A 20,910-nucleotide genomic window follows, 5' to 3' on the forward strand; every position below is an offset into this window, starting at 1 on the left:
GCCGCATCGGCGGAAATTTTTTCTATACATATAGCTTTGATATCATTGGGAAAATTCCGGGGCATTAATTTTATCCGAACGATTTATTGCATCTGCGAACAAATTGTCCTTGAAATTACGGCGGCTGATACTAATTTTCTGAACGTTGAACCTTGAAGGAATTATTCACATGAACAAGTCCCGCTTCATCACCCTTTCCTTCCTTCTGGCGATCTCCGGCTTCGGCACGGCCTATGCGCAGGCTCCGGCCCTCGCGGCCGGCAGCTACAAGCTCGCGGTCGGCTCCAGGGCCGCTTGCGATCTGACCATCACCGCCGAGGGCGCGGTCACCCAGGGCGCCGATTGCGCCAACGGCGTCACGCTCACCAAATGGGCCCCGACCTCCACCGGCTACCAGCTGATCTCCGCCTCGGGCGAGACCTATGCGCTGCTCAAGCCGCATGGCGAGCAGCTCGAGGGCTCGACGGTCGCCGACCAGCACAAGGTCGTGCTCAGCCACTAAGGCCTGGGCATCTCCTCCTCTCGACGTAAGAAAAGGGCCGCGTTCCGACGCGACCCTTTTTCTTTGTCATCTGCTTTTGCCGCGCCGATGGCGTAAGCTGCCTCCATGGCGATCCCCGGTCACGACGCGCACGAGCACGGCATCTGGACACATGACCATGTGTTCCTCGGCGCCGGCCATGCGCGCGCGGAAAGCCGGGCGCGCCTCGCGACCCTGGTCACCGCGGTCTTCATGGTGGTGGAGATCGTCGCCGGTCTCGGCTTCGGCTCCATGGCGCTGCTCGCGGACGGTTTCCACATGGCGACGCATGTCGGCGCGCTGGGGCTCGCGGCCGGCGCCTACTGGTTGGCGCGGCGCCACGCCAAGGATACGCGGTTCACCTTCGGCTCGGGCAAGTTCGGCGATCTCGCCGCCTTCACCAGCGCCATCGTCCTCGGCCTGATCGCCGTCGCCGTGGCCGTCGAGTCGATGCAGCGCCTGCTGGCGCCGGTGGCGGTGAACTATCGCGACGCCCTCGCCATCGCCACGCTGGGCCTCGTCGTGAACATCGTCAGCGCCTTCATCCTCAAGGATTCGCATCGCCACGATCACGGCCATGCGCATGATGGTCACGATCACCAGCATGCGGCGCACGGCCATGCCGATCACAATATGCGCGCCGCCTATGTGCATGTGCTGGCCGATGCCGCCACCTCCGTGCTCGCCATCGCCGCGCTGGCGGCGGGGCTGTTCTTCGGCATCGCCTATCTCGATCCGCTGGTCGGCGTGATCGGCGCCGGCGTCATCGCCTCCTGGGCCTATGGATTGATCCGCGACAGCGCCCTGGTCCTGCTCGACGCCGAGGACAATCCGCGCCTCGCGGGCGACATTCGCGGCTATCTGGAACGCGCCGCCGGCACCCGGGTGTGCGACCTCCATCTGTGGCGCCTGGGGCCGGGCCATCGCGGCCTGATCGTCTCGCTGGTCAGTCCCGCGATCACCGACGCCGAAGCGGTCAAGGCGGGCCTGCGGCAGCATTTCCCCGACCTCAGCCATGTCACGGTGGAAGTTGCGATCTGCGCCGATTGCGGCACGCCGTGACGCGCTGCGCCGGCGCCTGCCGCATCGCGCCGCTTTAAGTCGGCGGCCTCACGCATTACCTTTGCGTCATGGCCAAAGAGATCAAGCTCACCGACAAGGATATCGCCCGTATCGCCCGGGCGCTGGCGGAACCGCGCCGCTATCAGCTCTTGCGGGAGATCGGCGCCTCGAAGACGCCCATGCAATGCAGCGTGCTGCGCGACTGCCATCAGATCACGGCCGCGACGCTGTCTCACCATCTCAAGGAACTGGAGATCGCCGGCCTGGTCGAGAGCACGCGCGACGGCAAGTTCATGAACCTCACCCTGCGCCGCGACGTGCTGGACGCCTATCTGAGCCATCTGGGAAAGATCTGAGTGCCCGACCCTCCCCGAAGGGGAGGATTGAAACGCGCGCCACCCCTTGAACCCGACAGTTAGACAATTATCTAACTATCGAAGCATCAACCCAAGGGCAGTTTCATGAGCAAGTTGAAGGGCAGGATCGCCGTCGTGACCGGCGCCTCCAAGGGCATCGGCGCCGCCATCGCCAGGAGCCTGGCAGCCGAAGGCGCCGCCGTCGTGGTGAACTACGCGTCCAGCCGCGAAGGCGCCGACAAGGTGGTCGCCGAGATCCTCGCCAAGGGCGGCAAGGCGGCGGCGGTCCAGGGCGACGTGGCCAAATCCGCCGACGTGAAACGCCTCTTCGCCGAGACGCGCAAGACGTTCGGCGCCCCCGACATCCTCGTCAACAATGCGGGCGTGTTCAGCTTCTTCCCGCTTGAAGACGTCAGCGAGGAGGAATTCCACCGCCAATTCAACATCAACGTGCTGGGCACGCTGCTCGCCACCCAGGAAGCAGTGAAGCATTTCAACGGCAATGGCGGCAGCATCATCAATATCGGTTCGGTCGTGAGCCAGAGCCCGCCGCCCGGCAGCATCGTCTATTCGGCGACCAAGGGCGCCGTCGACACCCTGACCCGCGCGCTCGCGCTGGAACTTGCGCCGCGCAAGATCCGCGTCAACGTCATCGCGCCCGGCGGCGTCGAGACCGAAGGCTCCATTGCCGTCGGCATGGTCGGCAGCGATTTCGAAAAGCGCATCGTCGCCGGCACGCCGCTCGGCCGCCTCGGCCAGCCGGACGACATCGCGCGCGTCGCGGTGTTCCTCGCCTCCGAGGACTCCCAGTGGCTGACCGGCGAGCGCATCTCGGCCTCCGGCGGGTTCCACTAAGCATCCGAGCAGTGCCCGGCGCGTGACCCCCTCCCGCGCCGGGCCTGAGCGACCTCCCGCTGCAGCGACCCCCTCCCTTGCAGCGGGAGGATCGCCTACAGTCGGGCGGCATGCCCGATACCATCGTCGAACTTTCCCACGTCACCAAACGGTTCGGCGACTTCACTGCGGTGGACGACCTGAGCTTCGCGCTCGGCCGCGGCTCCATCCTTGGGTTCTTGGGACCCAATGGCGCGGGCAAGACCACCACGCTGCGCATGATGCTGGGCATCATGCCGCCCGACACGGGCGAGATCCGGGTGCTGGGCCGCAGTATCGGCGCAGTGCGCGACCGCATCGGCTATCTGCCGGAAGAGCGCGGCCTCTACCGCCGGATGCGGGCCGACGCCGCCATTGCCTATATCGCGACGCTGAAGGGCCTGAACCGCACCGATGCGCTGGCCCGCGCCCGCACGCTGCTCGACGGTTTCGGCCTGGGCGCCTTCGCACGGGTGCGCATCGAGGGCCTGTCCAAAGGCATGGCGCAGAAGGTGCAGATTCTCGCCGCCATCGCGCATGATCCCGAATTCGTGATCCTCGACGAGCCCTTTTCCGGGCTCGATCCGGTGAACCAGAGCGAGCTCGAGACCTTCATCCGCGACCTGGCGGGGCAGGGCAAGACGATCCTGTTCTCGACCCACACGATGCAGCATGCCGAGCGGCTGTGCGACCGCATCATCGTCCTGGCCAAGGGGCGCAAGCGCTTCGAAGGCTCGCTGGACGCGGCGCGCAACCTGCTGCCGCGCCGCGCCCGCCTGGCCGCCGATGCGGATCTGGGCTTCGTCGCGAGCCTGCCCGGCGTCGCGCACGCCTCGCCGCCGGCGCCGGGCCAGCCCTGGTGGATCGTCGATCTCAAGGAAGGCGAGGCCGGGCGCGGCCTGCTCGCCGCCTGTTTCGAGCGCGGCGTGCCGCTCACCCATTTCGACGTCGCGCCGCCCGGCCTGCACGACGTGTTCGTTTCGCTGGTCGGCGGACAGGCGGACGCGGCATGAGACACGCCTTCCTCATCGCGCGGCAGGAATTCATCAAATACGTGACGCGGCGCGGTTTCCTGCTGTCGATCCTGATGTTCCCGCTGTGGATCATGATCGTGATCTTCATCCCGAAATGGACCGGCGGCAGCGGCCCGAAGGAAGAGCCGGTCGCGCATCACTATTTCACCGTCGTCGACCGCACCGGCGGGGCGGCGCGCGATGCGATCCTGGCACCGCTGACGCGTGGCGGGCGGCTCATCCAGGGCACGCCCTATGGCGATTATGTCGCCGCGCCGGACTGGCTTGCCGGCGCTGACGCCGCACACTTCCCGGCGGCACGGCAGCGCGCCTATGAACAGCTTTACGAGACGGGATATGCGGACAACCCGCCCTTCCTCGACACGATCGTCGTCGTTCCGCCCGGCTTCGGGCGCGAGGGCCGCACTGCCGAGATCTGGACCCGCTATCCGCTCGACGCGCCGTTCCGCCGCTTCCTCGAAGCCGCGGTCACCCGGGCGCTGCGCCTGGCGGCGATCCGGCAGACCGCGCCGGGCTTCGCCGATGTCGATGCCCTCGACCGCACCGCGGCGCTGACGGCGCACGAGCCCGCCGGCGCGCCGCGAAACGATTCGCTGGCCTCGATCGTGCCGGTCGCCCTCGCGATCATCCTGTTCGTCATCTCGGTGATGAACTCCTCCGTCCTGCTGCAGGGCGTGGTCGAGGAGAAATCCACCCGCATGATCGAGGTGCTGCTGTCCTGCGCCACGCCGCGCGAGATCACCACCGGCAAGCTGGTCGGCGTCATCGCGGTGGCGCTGACCACGCTCGTGATCTGGGCCCTGGTGCTGTTCGCGCTGATGGCGCTCGCCGACCGCGAGACGGTGGGATTGGTTTTCGCGTCGCTGAAGGCGGTGGCCTCGCTCGACACCTTGCCGCTGCTGCTGATCTTCTTCCTCTGCGGTCTTCTGATCTACGGCTCGCTGTTCCTCGCCATCGGCAGCATGGCGAACAGCCTGGCCGACGCGCAGTCTCTGCTGGGTCCGTCGATGCTGATCCTGATGCTGCCCAACCTGATGTTGAGCGGCGTGATCCGCGATCCCAATGGCGTGCTCGCCAGCACGCTGTCCTGGGTGCCGGTCTACACGCCGTTCTTCATGATGCTGCGCCTCGCCTCGCATCCGCCGGCCTGGCAGGTCTGGGGCACGACGGCGCTGGCGCTGGCGACGACGGCGCTGATGATCGTCTGGACCGGCCGCGTCTTCGCGCGCCACGTCCTGACAACCGAGCGGCCGCCGACACTGGGCGCGCTGGTGGGACGGTTGTTCGGAAGGCCCAGTTAGAGGCGCGTCAAGGGCGGAACAGCTCCAGCTTCGCCCATTGCAGCAGCAGGATGGTCTTGGCGTCGACGATCTCGCCGCCCGCGATCATCGCGTAGGCCGTGTCGAAGGGCAGTTCGAGCACCGCGATGTCCTCGCCTTCCTCGGCCAGCCCGCCGCCGGCGCCGGCGCGCGACGCCGGCGAATACTCCGCGACGAAGAAATGCAGCTTCTCCGTCACCGAGCCGGGGCTCATGAACGCCTCGAATATCTTGCGCGGATCGGAGACGCGATAGCCGGTCTCTTCCTCGGCTTCGTGGCGGATGCGGTCCTCCGGCGTCGCGTCGTCGAGCAGTCCCGCCGCCGCCTCGATCAGCGTGTCGCGATAGCCGTTCAGATAGGCCGGCATGCGGAATTGCCGCGTCAGCACCACGGTGCGCCGCGCCGGATCGTAGAGCAGGATCGTCGCGCCATTGCCGCGGTCATAGGCCTCGCGCGCGCTGCTCTGCCAGCTTCCGTCGCCGCGCCGCCACGCGAAGGTGATCTTGCGCAGCACGTACCAATTGTCGGAGAGGATCTCGGTCTTTTCGATCCGCACGCGATCGGAGATGTCGGTCACCAAACCCACCTTTCACCACGGCCCTTCAGCCGGCCATCCAGCAAGCGCGCGTCCGCGCGCGCAGCGAGTCTTGAGGCGCCATGGGTGGCCGGGTCAAGCCCGGCCATGGTGAAAGGAGGACGCTGGAGGGTGCGAAAGAAAAAGCCCCCGGAAAACCGCGCGGCTTTGGTCGTCGCGTCGCTTACCTATCCACCGAGAGGATCGCCCCGTCGTTGTGCATCTTGTGCAACGCCGCGACCTGAATGCTCATGACCTTGTCGCTGTAGAAGTCCGGGCTTTTCGCCCGTCCGTCGCGGACGGCGCTGGCGACGCCGCTCATCTTGTCGAAATAGGTCTTGGGCAGGCGGACATCCACCGCGCCGCCCGACACCCGCACGACTTCGAGGGTTGAGTACATGACGCTCGCCTCCGGGTTCGTGGTCAGCTTGGCGAGGTCGACCTCGTAGACGTCGTTGACTTCCGGCTGGCTGAGCCAAGCGTCTTCGCGATGGCTCTGCGCCGCGCCGGCAACCGAGACCATCGCGGCCAAAGCGGCGACGCCGCCCAGGCCCGCGGCCCAGCCCATCCGATCCATGAAGGGAATCGGCGATTTGGCGCCCTTCGGTACGACGTCGTGCTCGTCGATCCGCACGCCGTTGTTGCACACCGTGCAGACGCGGATGAAGTCCTTGTTGACCACCCAGCGGAACAGCCACCAGACGTGATAGACCTTGTAGATCACCATGTTGCGGAAGGTGCGTTGCTCGCGGCAGATGTCGCAATCGTGCACCGACGGCTCGCCGAAAATCCGCCGGCAAACCCGGCTGCCCCACGATATGAAAAACATGCACGCCCCCGTGTGCCGCGCGTCCCAATCGATGCGCGCAGCTTTGCCCCGCGCAACTTTAAGCGCCCCAGGCGCGATCCTTCAAGCCGTCCGCACTGGCGCCCGGGCAACAAAAAGCCGCCCGTCGCTGGGCGGCCTTTTCGAAATCTCGGTGCCGAAAACGACCGCGGCCTCAAGCTGCGAAGCGGCAGGCCGAAAACTACCGCGGCAGAAGCCCTTCGCGCTGCAGGCGCTTGCGCTGCAGCTTGCGATAGCGGCGGATCGCCTCGGCCCGCTCGCGGGCGCGCTTCTCGCTCGGCTTCTCGTAATGGCCGCGCAGCTTCATTTCGCGGAAGATGCCTTCACGCTGCATCTTCTTCTTCAGCGCCTTCAGCGCCTGGTCGATATTGTTGTCGCGAACGATGATCTGCAACTGGCTCTCCTTGGCCCAATTTTGGGAGGCGCGGGTGATACCAGACGGGCTCCGGCCTGTCCACCGCACTTGCGCGAAAATGACAGCATTCCTATATGTGCGAGACGGCTGCGGCGGCAAGGTCCGCCTGGGCCGGCGAAGCTGAAGAAGGGTACCCCCCTCCGAATATTAGGTTCAATTGGGCATATAAGGTAAGCCTCGGAAATCATGGCTATATTGAAAATCGCCAAGATGGGCCATCCGGTCCTCGCCCAGATCGCCCAGCCGGTCGCCAATCCCGGCGCGCCCGAAATCCGCCGCTTGGTGGCCGACATGATCGAGACCATGATCGACGCCAATGGCGCCGGCCTCGCCGCGCCCCAGGTCCATGTCCCGCTCCGCGTGGTGGTCTTCCAGGCGCCCGACGGCCGCAGCGATCCCGGTCTTTCGGAGGAGGAGCGTTTCGACCACACCGCGCCGCTCACCGTGCTGGTCAATCCGCAGATCGAGATCGTCGGCGCCGAGATCGAGGGCGGCTGGGAAGGCTGTCTGTCGGTACCCGGCCTGCGCGGCTTCGTGGAGCGGCCTTTCCATATCCGCTATCGCGGCTTCGATCTGGACGGAAAGCGCATCGAGCGCACCGCCAAGGGCTTCCACGCCCGCGTGGTGCAGCACGAATGCGACCATCTCGACGGCCGGCTCTATCCCGGCCGCATGGCCGATCTCGGCAAGCTCATCTTCGAGAGCGAAGCCAAACACTGGATGTCGCAATGACTTTTGCCGCCGCGGGGCCGATACTCGCAGCCGCCTCTTCGCCCTAAGGACGCCCATGGCGCCGCGCAAGAAATCCCCCGACGATACGGCGCGCAAGGCCGCGGTGCTCGATGCGGCGCTCGAGCACGCCGTGTTCGACGGCTTCACCGACAAGACCCTGGCGGTGGCGGGCAAGGAGGCCGGCGTGGCGAAGGACACGCTGGCGCGACTCTTTCCCGGCGGCGCGTCGAGCCTGGTCGAGGCCTTCTCGCAGGCCGCCGACGCGGAAATGGAAACGAGCCTCGCCGCGATGGACCTCAAAGCCATGAAGATCCGCGCCCGGATCGCCGCCGCGGTGATGGCCCGCATCACCGCGCTGCGCCCGCACAAGGAAGCCGCGCGCCGTGCCGCCGCCTTCCTGACGCTGCCGCCGCACGCCGCGCTCGGCGCCAGGCTCGTCTGGAACACGGCGGATGCGATGTGGCGCGCCGCCGGCGACACCGCGACCGATTTCAATTTCTACACCAAGCGGGGGATTCTCGCCGGCGTCTATGCCGCCACGATGATGCGCTGGTTCACCGACCAGAGCGCCGACGAAAGCGAGACCACGGCCTTCCTCGCCGAGCGGATCGAGAACGTGATGACCTTCGAGAAGGCCAAGGCTCAGGCGAAAACCGCCTTCGACCGCTTGCCGCCGCTCGCGGACGTGCTGGCCGCATTCAACGTGCGAAGAGGGTAAGAAGGCTGTCGCTGAACTTTTCCTCCCCCGTTGTTACGGGGGAGGAAAATCACAGCAGATGCTCCGCGATCTGCACCGCGTTCAGCGCCGCGCCCTTGAGCAACTGGTCGGCGGCGACGAACATCGCGATGGAATGGCCGCTGGGATCGCTCAGATCCTTGCGGATGCGGCCCACCAGCACGTCGCCCTGGCCCGACGCGTCGATCGGCATTGGGAAATAGTTCTTCGCGCGGTCGTCGACGATGCGCACGCCCGGCGCATCGGACAGGATCGCACGCACCTCGTCTTCGGTGATCGGGCTCTCGCACTCGAAGGTGATCGACTCGCTATGGGCGCGCAGCACCGGCACACGGATGCAGGTGACGCCGATCGCGATCCTGTCGTCCTCGAAGATCTTGCGGGTCTCCTGGATCACCTTGGTCTCTTCGTCGTTGTAGCCGGTCGCGGGATCGATCGCCGTGTTGTGGCTGAAGAGGTTGAAGGCATAGGGATGCGGCAGGACCTTCTGCGCGAAGGGCTTGCCGTCCAGATGGGCGCGGGTCGAATCCTCCAGCTCGCGCATCGCGGCGGCGCCCGCGCCGCTCGATGCCTGATAGGTGGACACGATCAGGCGCTTGATGCGATTCTTGCGGTGGATCGGCCAGAGCGGCACCAGCGCGGTGATCGCCGAGCAGTTCGGATTGGCGATGATGCCCTTGTGGTCCCCGATCCGCCGCGCATTGATTTCGGGGATCACCAGCGGCACGTCCGGATCCATGCGGAAGGCCGACGAGTTGTCGACCACGACCGCGCCGGCCTTCACCGCCACCGGCGCAAATGTCTTCGAGATCGATCCGCCGGCCGAGAACAGCGCGATGTCGACGCCGTCGAAGGACTGTGCGGTGAGCTCTTCGATGACGACGCGCTCGCCGCGGAAGTCGACGGTCTGGCCGGCGGAGCGCGCGCTCGCCAGCGCTTTCAGCGTACCGACCGGAAACTTGCGCGTGTCGAGGCAGGCGATGAATTCGGCGCCGACCGCGCCGGTCACGCCGACGATCGCTACGGTGGGATTGCTCTTCATGTCTTCGTCTCCAGGCAACAAAAAAGCCCCGGACCTTGTCGCGGGGCTTCGGATCGGGCGATGCGTTGGTTTCCTACGCGCGCGCGCTCTCCGAAGCCCGGCCGGGCTTCGTCGTGGTCGTCTTGCGCTTGAAAATCGTCAGCATCGCGGCGGACCCTATTGTCCGCTCAGGGCTTCGTCAACGGCCCGAGCGTGGTGAAGTGTCCCATCTTGCGTCCCGGCCGCGCCTCGCCCTTGCCGTAGAGATGCAGCGCGCCCGGCCGTGCCGCATAGGTCTGCCAGTCGAGCGCTTCGGTGCCGAGGATGTTCTCCATCACCGCGTCGGCATGGCGCGTGGGATCACCCAGCGGCCAGCCGGCGACGGCGCGGATATGCTGCTCGAACTGGCTGACGGCGCAGGCTTCCAGCGTCCAGTGTCCCGAATTGTGCACCCGCGGCGCGATCTCGTTCACCACCAGCGCGCCATCCGCCATCACGAACAGCTCGACGGCGAACACGCCGACATAGCCGAGCGCGTCGCCGATCTTGCGCGCGATCGCTTTCGCCGCATCGCATTGCGCCGCTGTCAGCCGCCCCGGCACGGTCGAACGCCGGAGGATGTGATGCTCATGCGCGTTCTCCGGCGGATCGTAGGCCGCGAAGGCGCCGTCCTGGCCGCGCGCCGCGATCACCGAGGCTTCGAACACGAAATCGACGAAGCTTTCCAGGATCGCCGGCGCGCCTTTGAAGCGGGTGAAGGCCTCCGCCGCCTCGGCGGCGCTCGCCGGCTTGGCCTGGCCCTTGCCGTCATAGCCCAGGCGCCGGGTCTTGAGGATCGCGCGGCGGCCGAAGGCCTCGAACAGGGCCGCCGCGTCCGCCGCCGAATCCACCGCGGCGAAGCGCGGCGTCGTCAGCCCGAGCGACTGGACGAACGTCTTCTCGTCGAAGCGGTCCTGGGTGCGGCGCAGGGCTTGTGCCGAAGGGTGGACCGGCTTCAGCCGTGCGAGCTGCGCCACGGTCTCGGCCGGGACGTTCTCGAATTCGAGCGTGATCGCATCGCAGCCTTGCGCAAAGGCGGTGAGCGCCGCCGCATCGTCGAACTTCGCAACGGTGTGCGCGTCGGCGACCTGCGACGCGGCCGATCCGGGATCGTCGCAGAAGATATGCGCCCTCAACCCCAGCCTTGCGGCGGCGAGCGCCAGCATGCGGCCGAGCTGTCCGCCGCCGAGAATCCCGATCGTGCCGCCCGGCGCCACGGGCGCGGCCAAGGTCCGCATCTCGCTCATTTGTCGGACGGCGCTTCCGCGACCGAGTCGGTCTGCCGGGCGCGCCACGCCGCCAGCCGCCGCGCCAGCGCCTTGTCCGACAGGGCGAGGATCGCCGCCGCATGCAGCGCCGCGTTCTTGGCGCCGCTCTCGCCGATGGCGAAGGTCGCGACCGGAACGCCGCCAGGCATCTGCACGATGGAGAGCAGGCTATCCATGCCCTTGAGCGCCTTGGACTCCACCGGCACGCCGAGCACGGGCAGAGTGGTGAAGGACGCCGTCATGCCCGGCAGATGCGCCGCGCCGCCGGCGCCCGCGATGAGGACCTTCAGCCCGCGCCCCGCCGCCGCCTTGGCATAGTCGCGCATCCGGTCGGGCGTGCGATGCGCCGAGACGATCCGCGCCTCATGCGCGACGCCGAGGCTGTCGAGGAGTTCCGAGGCCGGCTTGAGGGTGGGCCAGTCCGACTGGCTCCCCATGATCAGGCCGACCAAAGGCTTCGGGTTCGCGGGCATGCTTCCCTTTTGGGGGCGAGGAAGGCGGGCAAATCACCCGCCGGGAAGCGCCGGAGTATAGCCCTGAAATGCCTGCGGAAAAGGGTCTCTTTGCCGCTTGTTTACCAATTGGTTTTCTTCATAAAGGAATTGTTAAAGCAATCTTAGTATTGTTTTTGGCGCCAGAATGGCCGGGGGCGATCATGAAGGTCGAGCGGACGAGTTCAACGCGGGGGACGCGCTCCGTCGGCGTTGCCGCCTATGCGCGCCAGGCCGAGGCGGTCGCCGCACCGCTCGCCGCCGCGACGATCGGCGCCACCGCCAGCGTCCTGGGCATTCCGGAGAGCGAATTCACCCCTCGGGTGCGCGACGCCATCGTCACGCTGATGGGAGAGGTCGACAACCTGCGCCGGGAGCTCGTGGCGACGCGCGAGCGGCTCGACGTGGCGGAGAAGAACGCCGACCAGGATCAGCTGCTGCCGCTCCTCAACCGCCGCGCCTTCGTGCGCGAGCTGACGCGCTATATCGGCTTCGCTGGCCGTTACGGCACGCCGTCGAGCCTGATCTATTTCGACCTCAACGGGTTCAAGGCGATCAACGATTCCCACGGCCATGCCGGCGGCGACGCGGTGCTGCAGAATTTCGCCGCGGTGCTGTCGGGCAATGTGCGCGACAGCGACTGCGTCGGCCGTCTCGGCGGCGACGAGTTCGGCGTGCTGCTCAGCCATGCCGACCAGGACCAAGCGCATAAGAAGGCCGACATCCTCGCCGAAAGGCTCCGAGCCGCGCCGGCGCAATGGAAGGGCACCGCAATCCCCGTCAGCTTCGCCTATGGCGCCTTCGAGCTCAAAGCCGGCGACGACGCCGATCTCGCCATGGCCCGCGCCGACGAGGCGATGTACGCGAACAAGCGCGGCGGCGGGCGTTGAGGACGGGCGGCTCCTGGGATTTTCCACCGGAATCCCGGAATTCGGCCCTGGGGCGCACGCAATCGCGTATTGAAGGGAAACGGCATCCCGTCTAGATAGTTGTACGGCAGTGCCTTCCGGCATGCCGCGCGCCTGTCGTAGGGCTTGAATTTTAGGGTTTTGTGCCTATCTTAGGCTGGAAGCCAGGGGTGATCCCCCGAGGAGCACACATGTCGATCTCTACCGAGACCATCTGAGGTTTTCCTCAGTCCAATTGTAAGAGGCGTGGTGAAGAACCACGCCTCTTTTTTTTGACTTCGTCGCATGGGGGCGTGTGCGAATGACGGGCAGAAGACTGATTCCCTATTTCCTGGGGCTGGCATCCCTGTTCGGCTGGGTCGAACTCGTCGGTCCGCCCGTCATGGCGCTCTTCAAAGGAACGTCGGCCTGGGTGGTCTTCGGCGATCTGCTGCAAATCCACAGCCGGTACTATTCCGTGCCGTTGGGCGGCTATTTCTTTCTCCTCACCACATTCGGCGGATTGGTCTTCCTGGTTTCGCTCGGCCGCTCGGTGGTGATCTATTGGGAGAATGCGACGGTGCCGCTTTCGGTGCTGGAGACCAAGCTGACCTTGGAGTTCTCCGCCGACCTGTCGCACTCGACGCTCACGCGCGAGCAGATCTATCACGCCAACCGCGCGGGGCAGACCGCCTACCACATCAAGAGCAGCACGGACACCGGAACGATCTCCGACAACGGCATCCACATCAAGTCCTGGATCAACAACCGGAAGATCACCAAGAAGCTCGTGATGACGGGCAATCCGAAGAAGAGCGTCCAGATCATGGAGGTGTTCGACGCGCCCCTGCCGACGAATTTTCTCGCGACGCTACTGCCGGACATGGTGGTCCTCCTGCTCTTCAAGCATGCCAATGTGTTCCGCAGCACGATCGCCCGGCGCAACGCGACGACGCAGAACGACAACGAATATAACGGCCCGCAGGGCGTGTTCTCCCTCGAATCGCTCCTCTATCCGGTGAGCAATGTCGACGTGACCATCAAGTTTCCGGTCAGCCGCATACCGCCGGAGATGGACGTCTACCTGATCAAGCAGAACGCGGTGGAGGAGCTGAATCCGGAACGCAAGGACGAGAACGGCTTCGTCTCGTTCCGCATCATCCAGTCGCCCTTCGCCAAGGCGACGTTGCGCTTCCTCTGGCGGAATGCCGCCGCGCCGGGCTAAGCGATGATGTCGGGCAGCAGCTGGTCGTTGATCTTGGCGATCTCGTCCTTCAGCTGCAGCTTGCGCTTCTTCAGCCGCGTGAGCGAAAGCTGATCGCGCGCGCCGGTGTCGGTCAGCGCCGCGATCGCATTGTCGAGGTCGCGATGCTCCTGCGTCAGCTCGGCGAGCTTGGCGCGCAGGACGACCTCGTCGGGACGCGTGACCTCGCTGCTCATCTCGGTTTGCGTCCGCCGTCCCAGCGCTTGTGCGCCGGCCAGTCATAGCCGAGCAGGTCGAGCGCGCGCCCGACGATCTGGTCGACGAAATCGGAGATCTTGTGCGGCTCGTCATAGAAGGCCGGCACCGGCGGCAGGATCGTCGCGCCCATCTCGGCGAGCTGCGCCAGCGTGCGCAGATGCCCGACATGCAGCGGCGTCTCGCGGATCATCAGGATCAGCGGCCGGCGCTCCTTCAACGTGACGTCGGCGGCGCGCGTCAGCAGACCCGTCGTCACGCCGGTCGCGATCTCGGACCAGCTGCGCACCGAACAGGGCGCGACGATCATGCCTTTGGTCTTGAACGTGCCCGATGCGATCGGCGCCCCGATGTCGCTGGGCGCGTAGGCGCGATGTGCTTTGGCGGCAACCGCCTTGGGCTTGAGATCGGTCTCGAGCGCGATGGTCATCTCGGCCGCCTTGGTGATCACCAGATGCGACTCAACAGCAAGTTGCACGCACGCCTCAAGCAGGCGGATGCCGTAAGCGACGCCGGAGGCACCGCTGATGCCCACGACTAGCCGTTCTTTTTCAAGGAGTTGCGCAACCCTCGCCATGACGGTCCGTTTACAGAATGTTGTCCAAGGGCGGAAGAGGGCGTGACAGGTCCTGGCGACAGTGATCTACTTCCAAGGCCTAAGAGAGAGGTGCAAGCATGGCACTGCAAGGGCATATCGACGAGTTGTCCGAAAAACACAAGAAGCTTGAAGAGCGCATCCACGACGAGATGGCGCATCCGGACTGGGATGAGACCCAGGTCGCGGCCCTCAAGAAAGAAAAGCTCCGAATAAAGGACGAGCTGGAACGCCTCCGAGGCAGCATTCACTGAATTAGCCGGTCACGTCTGATCTACGCCGCAGGCTGCGCCGATATGCGTGGCTGACGGAGGGCGAACAGGCCCAGCGCGCTGAATTCGAGCAGCGCCGCCGCCAGGAAAGACGCGCCCGCGAAGTAGATGAAGGCATGCCCGCTGGTGAAGTACGAGAACAGGCCCGTCAGCACCAGGGGCGCGATGATGGACGTGATCCCGTCGGCGCTGCCGAGCGCACCCATGAGTTCGCCCTGCTCATTGGCGGGGACCTGCCTGGACATGATCGCGTTCAGCGCCGGCCCGCCGATCCCGCCCAGCGCCCACACCACCATCCAGGCATAGAGCTGCCAGGGCGTGGCCGCGAAGGCATAGCCGGCATAACCCAGGCCGGTGAAGAACAAGCCGACATAAACCGCCCGCGTCTCGCCGATCCGCGGCACGATGATCCGCGGCAGCACGCCGAAGGACACGGCGGTGAGCGCGCCCACCGCAGTGAGCGAATAGCCGACCTGGGCGCTCGTCCAGTGGAATTTGAGCATCACGTAGTAGCTCCAGGTGGATGGATTGACGTCATGCGCCAGCCGCAAAAGGATCGCGACGCCGAACAGGCTGAGGATCATCGGAAAGCGGTTCAGCACCGCGAGCGAACCGATCGGATTGGCGCGCCACAGCTCGAATTTGCGGCGCCGCTCCGGCGGCAGCGATTCCTTCAGCACCAGCAGGCCGAACAGGGCGTTCGCGAGTGCGAATCCGGCGGCGACGAAGAACGGTGCCCGCGGTCCCCAGAGCTCGCCGATATAGCCGCCCAGGAGCGGTCCGAGCACGAAACCGATGCCGAAGGCCGCTCCGGTGAGGCCGAAATTCGCCGCCCGCTGCTCTGGCGGCGAGACATCGGCGATATAGGCGTTCGCCGTCGGATAGGAGGCGCCGGCGGCGCCCGACAGGATGCGTCCCAGGAACAGCCAGCCGATGGTCGGCGCCCACCCCGTGATGGCGTAGTCGACCGCGAGCATGACGAGGGACAGGATCAGGACCGGCCGGCGGCCATAGCGGTCGGAAAGATTGCCGATCACCGGCGCGCTGAAGAACTGCATCAGCGCATAGACGAACAGGAGCCAACCGCCCCAGCTCGCGGCGCCGCCCAGCTCCTGCCCGGTCAGGTGCTTGATGATTGCCGGCGTGACCGGAATGATGATTCCCAGACCGATCGTGTCGATCAGCATGGTGATGAAGATGAAGGCCAGCGCCGTACGGCTGGCGGGCGCGGACGCCGGCTCGCTCACACATTCCCCCGAAGCGGATCGGGCGGCAGCCTAGAGCGCGCCGTTCCGTCCGTCTTGGGGAAATTTTCCGGCCTGGCCGGGACTCTGCGGCCTGCGCGGGCCCTAGGACGGCCGGCCGGATGGCGCCGCCGCGAGTGGCGCGCCTTCGGCGATTTCCATCAGCCGCAGCAGGTGCGGGCGCGCGTCCTCGAAGCGGCCCATGGCGTGGAATTCGTAGAGCATGGCCTGGAGGCGCGCGAGCAGGTCGTTGTCGGGGCTGTGCTTCGTCGCCGGGCGCGGGCGTGCTGTGCCCGTGCCGTGTCGTATAAGCTTCGATGTCACCGATGTTCCTCTACCTGCCCAAAGGAACGGAGGATCGTCTTCCCGCAACACCGCGGCCAACCCCGCTGAATCGGGGGTACCCCACATCGGATACCAAAGTTGCGAAATGCAACTTAAGACACCACGAACATATAGGCGCATTCCGCAGCCGCGCTCACGTCACGTCCTTGGCCATTTCGCGCAGCTTGAACTTCTGGATCTTGCCGGTGGAGGTCTTGGGCAATTCGACGAAGGCGATGAATCGCGGGCATTTGTAGCGCGCGAGATTCTCGCGGCAATAGGCGATCAGCTCGTCGGCCGTGACGTGGTCGAAGCCGGTCTTCAGTTCGACGAAGGCGCAGGGCGTTTCGCCCCATTTCTCGTCCTCCTTCGCCACGACGGCGACGAACATCACCGCCGGATGCTTGTTCAGCACGTCCTCGACCTCGATGGAGGAGATGTTCTCGCCGCCCGAGATGATGATGTCCTTCGAGCGGTCCTTGAGCTGCACATAGCCGTCCGGATACATCACGCCGAGATCGCCGGAATGGAACCAGCCGCCCGCGAAGGCGTCCTTCGTCGCCTTGGCGTTCTTGAGATAGCCCTTCATCACGACATTGCCGCGGAACATCACCTCGCCCAGCGTCTCGCCGTCGGCCGGCACCGGCTCCATGGTCTCCGGATCCATCACGGTGAGCGCGTCGAGCGCATGATAGCGCACGCCCTGCCGCGCCTTCTTCGCCGCGCGCGGCCCTTTCTCCAGCGCGTCCCAGCTCTCGCTCCATTCATTGACCACGGCGGGCCCATAGGTCTCGGTCAGGCCGTAGACATGCGTGACATTGAAGCCGGCATCGCCCATCGCGGCCAGCACCGATTCGGGCGGCGGCGCCGCGGCGGTGACGAACTCCACCTGATGGGGCAGCGGCCGGCGTTCTTCCGGGGACGCATTGATGAAGGCCGACATGACGATCGGCGCGCCGCACAGATGGGTGACCTTGTGGTCCGCGATGGCATCGTACATCGCCTTGGCCCGCACCCAGCGCAGGCAGACATGCGTGCCCGCGACGACCGACAGCGACCAGGGAAAGCACCAGCCGTTGCAATGGAACATCGGCAGCGTCCACAGATAGATCGGATGGTAGGGCATCCGCGCCGCGAGGATGTTGCCGTAGCCCATCAGCGCCGCGCCGCGATGGTGGAACACCACGCCCTTGGGATTGCCCGTCGTGCCCGACGTGTAGTTCAGCGCGATCGCATCCCATTCGTCGCCGGGCGGCGCCCAGGCGAAATCCGGATCGCCGCTTTCGAGGAACGCCTCGTAATCGATACTGCCGAGCCGCGCCCCGCTTTGCGGGAATTCCGGATCGTCGTAATCGACGACGATCGGCTTCACCTTGGCGAGCTTGAGCGTCTGGGCCATCGTGTCGGAGAACTCCCGGTCGGTGATCAGCAGCTTGGCTTCGCCATGGTCGAGGATGAAGGCGAGCGCGGCAGGATCGAGGCGGGTGTTCAGCGCATTCAGCACCCCGCCCGTCATCGGCACGCCATAATGGGCTTCCAGCATGGGCGGCGTGTTGGCCAGCATCACCGCCACCGTGTCGCCCTTGCGGATTCCGGCCCGGGCGAGCGCCGATGCCAGACGGCGCGCGCGCGCATAATAGTCGGCATAGCTGAAACGCTGGCCGCCATGGATGATCGCGGTGCGGTCCGGGAAGACCGATGCGGCGCGCTCCAGGAACGTCAGCGGCGTGAGCGGTTGGTAGTTCGCGGGATTGCGCTCGAGGTCGGCCTCGTATTTGCCGCCGCGCAAGCGCGGCGCCAGGCGCGGCATGGCGCGCATCGCACCCTCCACCGCACGGCGCACCAGCGATTTCGTGGCGCGCCGCCGCGAGGCGGACTTGGCCGGGGCCGGCGGCGGCACGCGCACGGGCTTGGCGACGGCCTTCTTCTTCGTCGTCTTTTTGACGGATCTTTTGGGCGCCTTGGCCTTGGCGGGCTTGGACGGCTTTTTCTTCTTCGGCTTGGCCATGACGGTCTTTGGATAAGCGGTTTCGACAGCGGCCGAACGCTAAAGAATGCCGCATTAACCAGCAAGGCTCGCGATGGACGGCGCGCAGGCCGGTTGCTAGGAAGATGTGCTCCAGTGGAATGCAAAATGTCCGAACAGGTCCAGCCCGCGCCGCGCCGTGGCCTTCTGCGCCGCCTCTACGACTGGATGATGGAGAATGCCCAGGGGCCGCATGCCTGGGCGGGCCTCGCGGCCTTCGCCTTCGCCGAGGCGTCGTTTTTCCCGATTCCCGCGGATGTGATGCTGGTTCCGATGGTGCTGGCGAATCGCAACCGCGCCTTCGCCCTGGCGGCTTGGTGCACCTTGTTTTCCGTGCTGGGCGGCGCGCTCGGCTATGCGATCGGGGCGCTGTTCTGGGACACCGCGGGTCTCTGGATCATCCACGCGCTCCACATCCCGCTGGAAAAGGTCGATGCCCTCCGCCAGGAATACAGCGCGCATGCCTATATGATCCTGGTCCAGGGCCTGACGCCGATCCCGTACAAGCTGGTGACCATCTCGGCCGGCCTCGCCAGCGTGCCCTTCGCGCAATTCATGCTGTTCTCGGCGATCACCCGCGGCGTGCGCTACACGCTGGTCTCGGCGCTGTTCTATTTCTTCGGCGCGCCGGTGCAGGCCGTCCTCGAGAAATACATGGCCCTCGCGCTGACCGCCTTCCTGGCGCTGGTCGTCCTCGGCTTCGTGGCGGTGCGTTACCTCTTCTGAAGCCGGCGCGAACCCTCATTCCACGCGCCGATTCGGGCATTGCTGAGGCGAAGCGCCTCCCGCCCGTGCAACGCTGCCCTGCTTTGACTTGCGCCATGGCGGGCGCCATACCGCTGGCTGCGAGAGGCTGATGCGCAAACAGATACTGGCCGTCGGGGCCATCCTCTTCTCCACCGCGCTCTACATCATGGGCAACGGCCTGATCGGCGTGCTCATCCCCGTCCGCGCGCATATGGAGGGCTTCTCCAACCTCGCGCTGGGCGTGATCGGCTCGTTCTATTTCGCCGGCTTCGTGCTCGGCTGCTTCGCCGGTCCGCGCCTGCTCGCCCGGGTCGGGCACAGCCGGACCTTCGGCATCGGCGCCGGCCTCTCCGCCGCGACCATCCTGCTGCAGTCGATGTTCGTCTCGGTGCCGCTGTGGATCGTGCTGCGCGGCGGCTTCGGCGTCGCGGCGGCCTGCATCTACATGGTGATCGAGAGCTGGCTGAACGACCGCGCCACCAACGAGAATCGCGGCCGCATCTTCTCCGCCTATCTCACCGTCAATTTCTCCGCGATCATCGTCGGGCAGATGCTGTTCGGCACCGCCCGGCCGCAGAGCTTCACGTTGTTCAGCCTGGCGGCGGTGTTCTACGCCCTGTGCCTGATCCCGATGGGCCTGACGCGCCTGCCCCAGCCCCATGCCGCAGCGGTGCCGGTGCTGCGGCCGCGCTGGCTCTACCGCCTGTCGCCGGTGGGCGTGATGGGCTGCATCGCGGTCGGCTTCGCCAACAGTGCGATATGGTCGCTGAGTCCGGTCTATGCCCAGGCGCATGGCCTCAACAAGGGCTGGATCGCCGTCTTCATGAGCGTCTTCACGCTGGGCGGCGCGCTCGTGCAGCTGCCGCTGGGCCGCATCTCCGACCGGATGGACCGGCGCATCATCATCGCGTTCGTCTGCGTCATGGCGGCGGCGCTGGGCGTCGCGCTCGGCGCGTTCGGCGGCGCGCATCGCTGGCTGATCCTGCCGCTGATCGGCTGCTTCGGGCTGATGGCGCTGCCGCTCTACGGCTTGTCGGTGGCCCATGCCAATGACCGGATCGCGCGGGACGAATTCGTCGAGACCTCCGCGACCCTGCTGATGATCAATGCGATGGCGTCGGTCGGCGGACCGACCATCGCCGCGCTGGTGATGAACCGCTTCGGCACGAGCGCGCTGTTCTTCTACACGGCCGCGATCCATGCCGCGATGGCGGGCTTCGCGATCCTGCGCATCACGCTGAAGGACGCCGCGCCGCTGTCCGGCCGGGAGTCCTACGAGGCCGTGCCGCCGCAGGGAACGCCGGGCGAAGCCGAACTCGATCCGCGCGGCGCCGACCGGATACGTGCGGCTTAGCGACTCCGTGTTCAGCCCGGGCTGTCGTCTTCCTGCGGGAATTCGAGCGGGTCGGGATCGGCCCCGGGCTGCGATTCCGCCGCGGTCGTCTCCGAAACCGGCCGCAGCGTCTCGCCGCGCTTGACGGCGCGCTGTTCGGCGCGGTCGCGCTTGGCGCCGGCGCGGCTCACCGCAAGATCGAGCTCGAGCTGCGAGCACAGGCCCAGCGTCACCGGATCGACCGCTTTGATGTTGGTCGCGTTCCAATGGGAGCGCTCGCGGATCTTCTGGATCGTCGCCTTGGTCGTGCCGATCAGGCGGATGATGTCGGCATCGGCGAATTCGGGATGGTTGCGCAGGATCCAGTACACGGCATCCGGCTTGTCCTGGCGCTTGGACACGGGCGTATAGCGCGGCGCCTTCTTCTGCCGGACGGCCGGCATCTTGTGCTTGGGCGGCGCCATCTTGAGCCGCACCTTGGGGTTCTTCTCCGCCGCCTCGATCGCCTCGCGGGTGAGCTGGCCGGAGGACACCGGATCCTGGCCCTTGATGCCCTTGGCCACGTCCTCGTCGGCGATGCCCTTCACTTCAAGCGGATGAAGACCACAGAAATCGGCGATCTGCTCGAAGGTCAGCGAGGTGTTGTCGACCAGCCAGACGGCGGTCGCCTTGGGCATCAGGGGCTTGGTATCAACGGCCATAAATCTTCTCCCTTGCCGGGGGGCCGTTCACCGGT

Annotated in this window: 25 protein-coding genes; 13 read left to right on the forward strand and 12 right to left on the reverse strand. The window is 66.1% G+C overall.

Annotated elements, in window-relative coordinates; all coding sequences use genetic code 11:
- The first annotated feature begins 169 nt into the window (after nt 1–169).
- The 6 genes from WDM91_18175 to WDM91_18200 all read left to right on the forward strand — a co-directional run bounded on the left by WDM91_18175 (nt 170) and on the right by WDM91_18200 (nt 5,146).
- Nucleotides 170–502, forward strand: coding sequence for a hypothetical protein (locus WDM91_18175; GenBank protein MEI9996530.1), 333 nt, complete (start codon nt 170–172; stop codon nt 500–502).
- A 105-nt stretch (nt 503–607) separates the two neighbouring features.
- Nucleotides 608–1,582 (forward strand): CDF family Co(II)/Ni(II) efflux transporter DmeF, encoded by a 975-nt coding sequence (dmeF, locus tag WDM91_18180; protein MEI9996531.1) that lies wholly within the window; start codon nt 608–610, stop codon nt 1,580–1,582.
- 68 nt (nt 1,583–1,650) lie between these two features.
- The gene (locus WDM91_18185; protein ID MEI9996532.1) at nt 1,651–1,938 is read left to right on the forward strand and encodes a helix-turn-helix domain-containing protein; all 288 of its coding nucleotides are present in this window, start codon (nt 1,651–1,653) and stop codon (nt 1,936–1,938) included.
- A gap of 105 nt (nt 1,939–2,043) precedes the next feature.
- Nucleotides 2,044–2,793: a glucose 1-dehydrogenase gene (locus WDM91_18190; GenBank protein MEI9996533.1), complete on the forward strand. Its 750-nt coding sequence runs from the start codon at nt 2,044–2,046 to the stop codon at nt 2,791–2,793.
- Nucleotides 2,794–2,903: 110 nt separating this feature from the next.
- The gene (locus WDM91_18195) at nt 2,904–3,824 is read left to right on the forward strand and encodes an ATP-binding cassette domain-containing protein (protein MEI9996534.1); all 921 of its coding nucleotides are present in this window, start codon (nt 2,904–2,906) and stop codon (nt 3,822–3,824) included.
- The gene (locus WDM91_18200; protein MEI9996535.1) at nt 3,821–5,146 is read left to right on the forward strand and encodes an ABC transporter permease; all 1,326 of its coding nucleotides are present in this window, start codon (nt 3,821–3,823) and stop codon (nt 5,144–5,146) included. Before WDM91_18195 ends, WDM91_18200 begins: the two co-directional genes overlap by 4 nt.
- 7 nt (nt 5,147–5,153) lie before the next feature.
- Here WDM91_18200 and WDM91_18205 read toward each other — a convergent pair whose 3' ends face one another.
- From WDM91_18205 to rpsU, 3 genes are all read right to left on the reverse strand, one after another.
- A complete protein-coding gene (locus WDM91_18205) occupies nt 5,154–5,741 on the reverse strand; it encodes an NUDIX domain-containing protein (protein MEI9996536.1) in 588 nt (195 codons plus the stop codon).
- A gap of 181 nt (nt 5,742–5,922) precedes the next feature.
- Entirely contained in the window at nt 5,923–6,567 is a 645-nt protein-coding gene (locus tag WDM91_18210) for a hypothetical protein (protein ID MEI9996537.1), read from the reverse strand.
- Nucleotides 6,568–6,766: 199 nt separating this feature from the next.
- A complete protein-coding gene (rpsU, locus tag WDM91_18215) occupies nt 6,767–6,979 on the reverse strand; it encodes a 30S ribosomal protein S21 (GenBank protein MEI9996538.1) in 213 nt (70 codons plus the stop codon).
- 207 nt (nt 6,980–7,186) lie between these two features.
- Between rpsU and def the strand changes: the two genes are divergently transcribed.
- Nucleotides 7,187–7,732, forward strand: a complete 546-nt coding sequence (gene def / locus WDM91_18220) for a peptide deformylase (protein MEI9996539.1) — start codon at nt 7,187–7,189, stop codon at nt 7,730–7,732.
- A 55-nt stretch (nt 7,733–7,787) separates the two neighbouring features.
- The gene (locus WDM91_18225) at nt 7,788–8,450 is read left to right on the forward strand and encodes a COQ9 family protein (GenBank protein MEI9996540.1); all 663 of its coding nucleotides are present in this window, start codon (nt 7,788–7,790) and stop codon (nt 8,448–8,450) included.
- A gap of 49 nt (nt 8,451–8,499) precedes the next feature.
- On the opposite strand, the gene WDM91_18230 is transcribed toward WDM91_18225, so the two are convergent.
- The 3 genes from WDM91_18230 to purE form a co-directional block, all read right to left on the reverse strand.
- A complete protein-coding gene (locus tag WDM91_18230) occupies nt 8,500–9,510 on the reverse strand; it encodes an aspartate-semialdehyde dehydrogenase (protein MEI9996541.1) in 1,011 nt (336 codons plus the stop codon).
- 167 nt (nt 9,511–9,677) lie between these two features.
- Nucleotides 9,678–10,775 carry a 5-(carboxyamino)imidazole ribonucleotide synthase gene (locus tag WDM91_18235; GenBank protein MEI9996542.1) on the reverse strand — a complete coding sequence of 366 codons (1,098 nt, stop codon included), beginning with the start codon at nt 10,773–10,775 and terminating at the stop codon, nt 9,678–9,680.
- Nucleotides 10,772–11,269 carry a 5-(carboxyamino)imidazole ribonucleotide mutase gene (purE, locus tag WDM91_18240; GenBank protein MEI9996543.1) on the reverse strand — a complete coding sequence of 166 codons (498 nt, stop codon included), beginning with the start codon at nt 11,267–11,269 and terminating at the stop codon, nt 10,772–10,774. The genes WDM91_18235 and purE overlap by 4 nt, the downstream gene beginning before the upstream one ends.
- A 182-nt stretch (nt 11,270–11,451) precedes the next feature.
- On the opposite strand from purE, the gene WDM91_18245 reads away from it, so the two are divergent.
- Nucleotides 11,452–12,177, forward strand: coding sequence for a GGDEF domain-containing protein (locus WDM91_18245; protein MEI9996544.1), 726 nt, complete (start codon nt 11,452–11,454; stop codon nt 12,175–12,177).
- Nucleotides 12,178–12,496: 319 nt separating this feature from the next.
- Complete coding sequence (locus tag WDM91_18250; protein ID MEI9996545.1) at nt 12,497–13,399, forward strand: hypothetical protein; 903 nt, start codon at nt 12,497–12,499, stop codon at nt 13,397–13,399.
- Here the strand turns inward: WDM91_18250 and WDM91_18255 are convergent.
- Nucleotides 13,396–13,614, reverse strand: coding sequence for a DUF465 domain-containing protein (locus WDM91_18255; protein MEI9996546.1), 219 nt, complete (start codon nt 13,612–13,614; stop codon nt 13,396–13,398). The genes WDM91_18250 and WDM91_18255 overlap by 4 nt on opposite strands.
- The gene (locus WDM91_18260) at nt 13,611–14,210 is read right to left on the reverse strand and encodes a UbiX family flavin prenyltransferase (protein ID MEI9996547.1); all 600 of its coding nucleotides are present in this window, start codon (nt 14,208–14,210) and stop codon (nt 13,611–13,613) included. Before WDM91_18260 ends, WDM91_18255 begins: the two co-directional genes overlap by 4 nt.
- A 98-nt stretch (nt 14,211–14,308) precedes the next feature.
- Between WDM91_18260 and WDM91_18265 the strand changes: the two genes are divergently transcribed.
- Nucleotides 14,309–14,482 carry a DUF465 domain-containing protein gene (locus WDM91_18265; GenBank protein ID MEI9996548.1) on the forward strand — a complete coding sequence of 58 codons (174 nt, stop codon included), beginning with the start codon at nt 14,309–14,311 and terminating at the stop codon, nt 14,480–14,482.
- A gap of 20 nt (nt 14,483–14,502) precedes the next feature.
- Here WDM91_18265 and WDM91_18270 read toward each other — a convergent pair whose 3' ends face one another.
- The 3 genes from WDM91_18270 to WDM91_18280 form a co-directional block, all read right to left on the reverse strand.
- On the reverse strand, nt 14,503–15,747 hold the full coding sequence (locus WDM91_18270; protein MEI9996549.1) for a TCR/Tet family MFS transporter: 1,245 nt from the start codon (nt 15,745–15,747) through the stop codon (nt 14,503–14,505).
- A 102-nt stretch (nt 15,748–15,849) separates the two neighbouring features.
- Entirely contained in the window at nt 15,850–16,068 is a 219-nt protein-coding gene (locus WDM91_18275; protein ID MEI9996550.1) for a hypothetical protein, read from the reverse strand.
- A 154-nt stretch (nt 16,069–16,222) separates the two neighbouring features.
- The gene (locus tag WDM91_18280) at nt 16,223–18,076 is read right to left on the reverse strand and encodes an acyl-CoA synthetase (GenBank protein MEI9996551.1); all 1,854 of its coding nucleotides are present in this window, start codon (nt 18,074–18,076) and stop codon (nt 16,223–16,225) included.
- 126 nt (nt 18,077–18,202) lie between these two features.
- On the opposite strand from WDM91_18280, the gene WDM91_18285 reads away from it, so the two are divergent.
- Nucleotides 18,203–18,820 (forward strand): hypothetical protein, encoded by a 618-nt coding sequence (locus WDM91_18285; GenBank protein MEI9996552.1) that lies wholly within the window; start codon nt 18,203–18,205, stop codon nt 18,818–18,820.
- A 130-nt stretch (nt 18,821–18,950) separates the two neighbouring features.
- Complete coding sequence (locus WDM91_18290) at nt 18,951–20,195, forward strand: MFS transporter (GenBank protein MEI9996553.1); 1,245 nt, start codon at nt 18,951–18,953, stop codon at nt 20,193–20,195.
- 11 nt (nt 20,196–20,206) lie between these two features.
- Here the strand turns inward: WDM91_18290 and WDM91_18295 are convergent, their stop codons facing one another.
- On the reverse strand, nt 20,207–20,875 hold the full coding sequence (locus tag WDM91_18295; protein ID MEI9996554.1) for a cell cycle transcriptional regulator TrcR: 669 nt from the start codon (nt 20,873–20,875) through the stop codon (nt 20,207–20,209).
- Between the last annotated feature and the right edge of the window lie 35 nt (nt 20,876–20,910).

The organism is Rhizomicrobium sp. (assembly GCA_037200385.1).
Lineage (GTDB): Bacteria > Pseudomonadota > Alphaproteobacteria > Micropepsales > Micropepsaceae > Rhizomicrobium.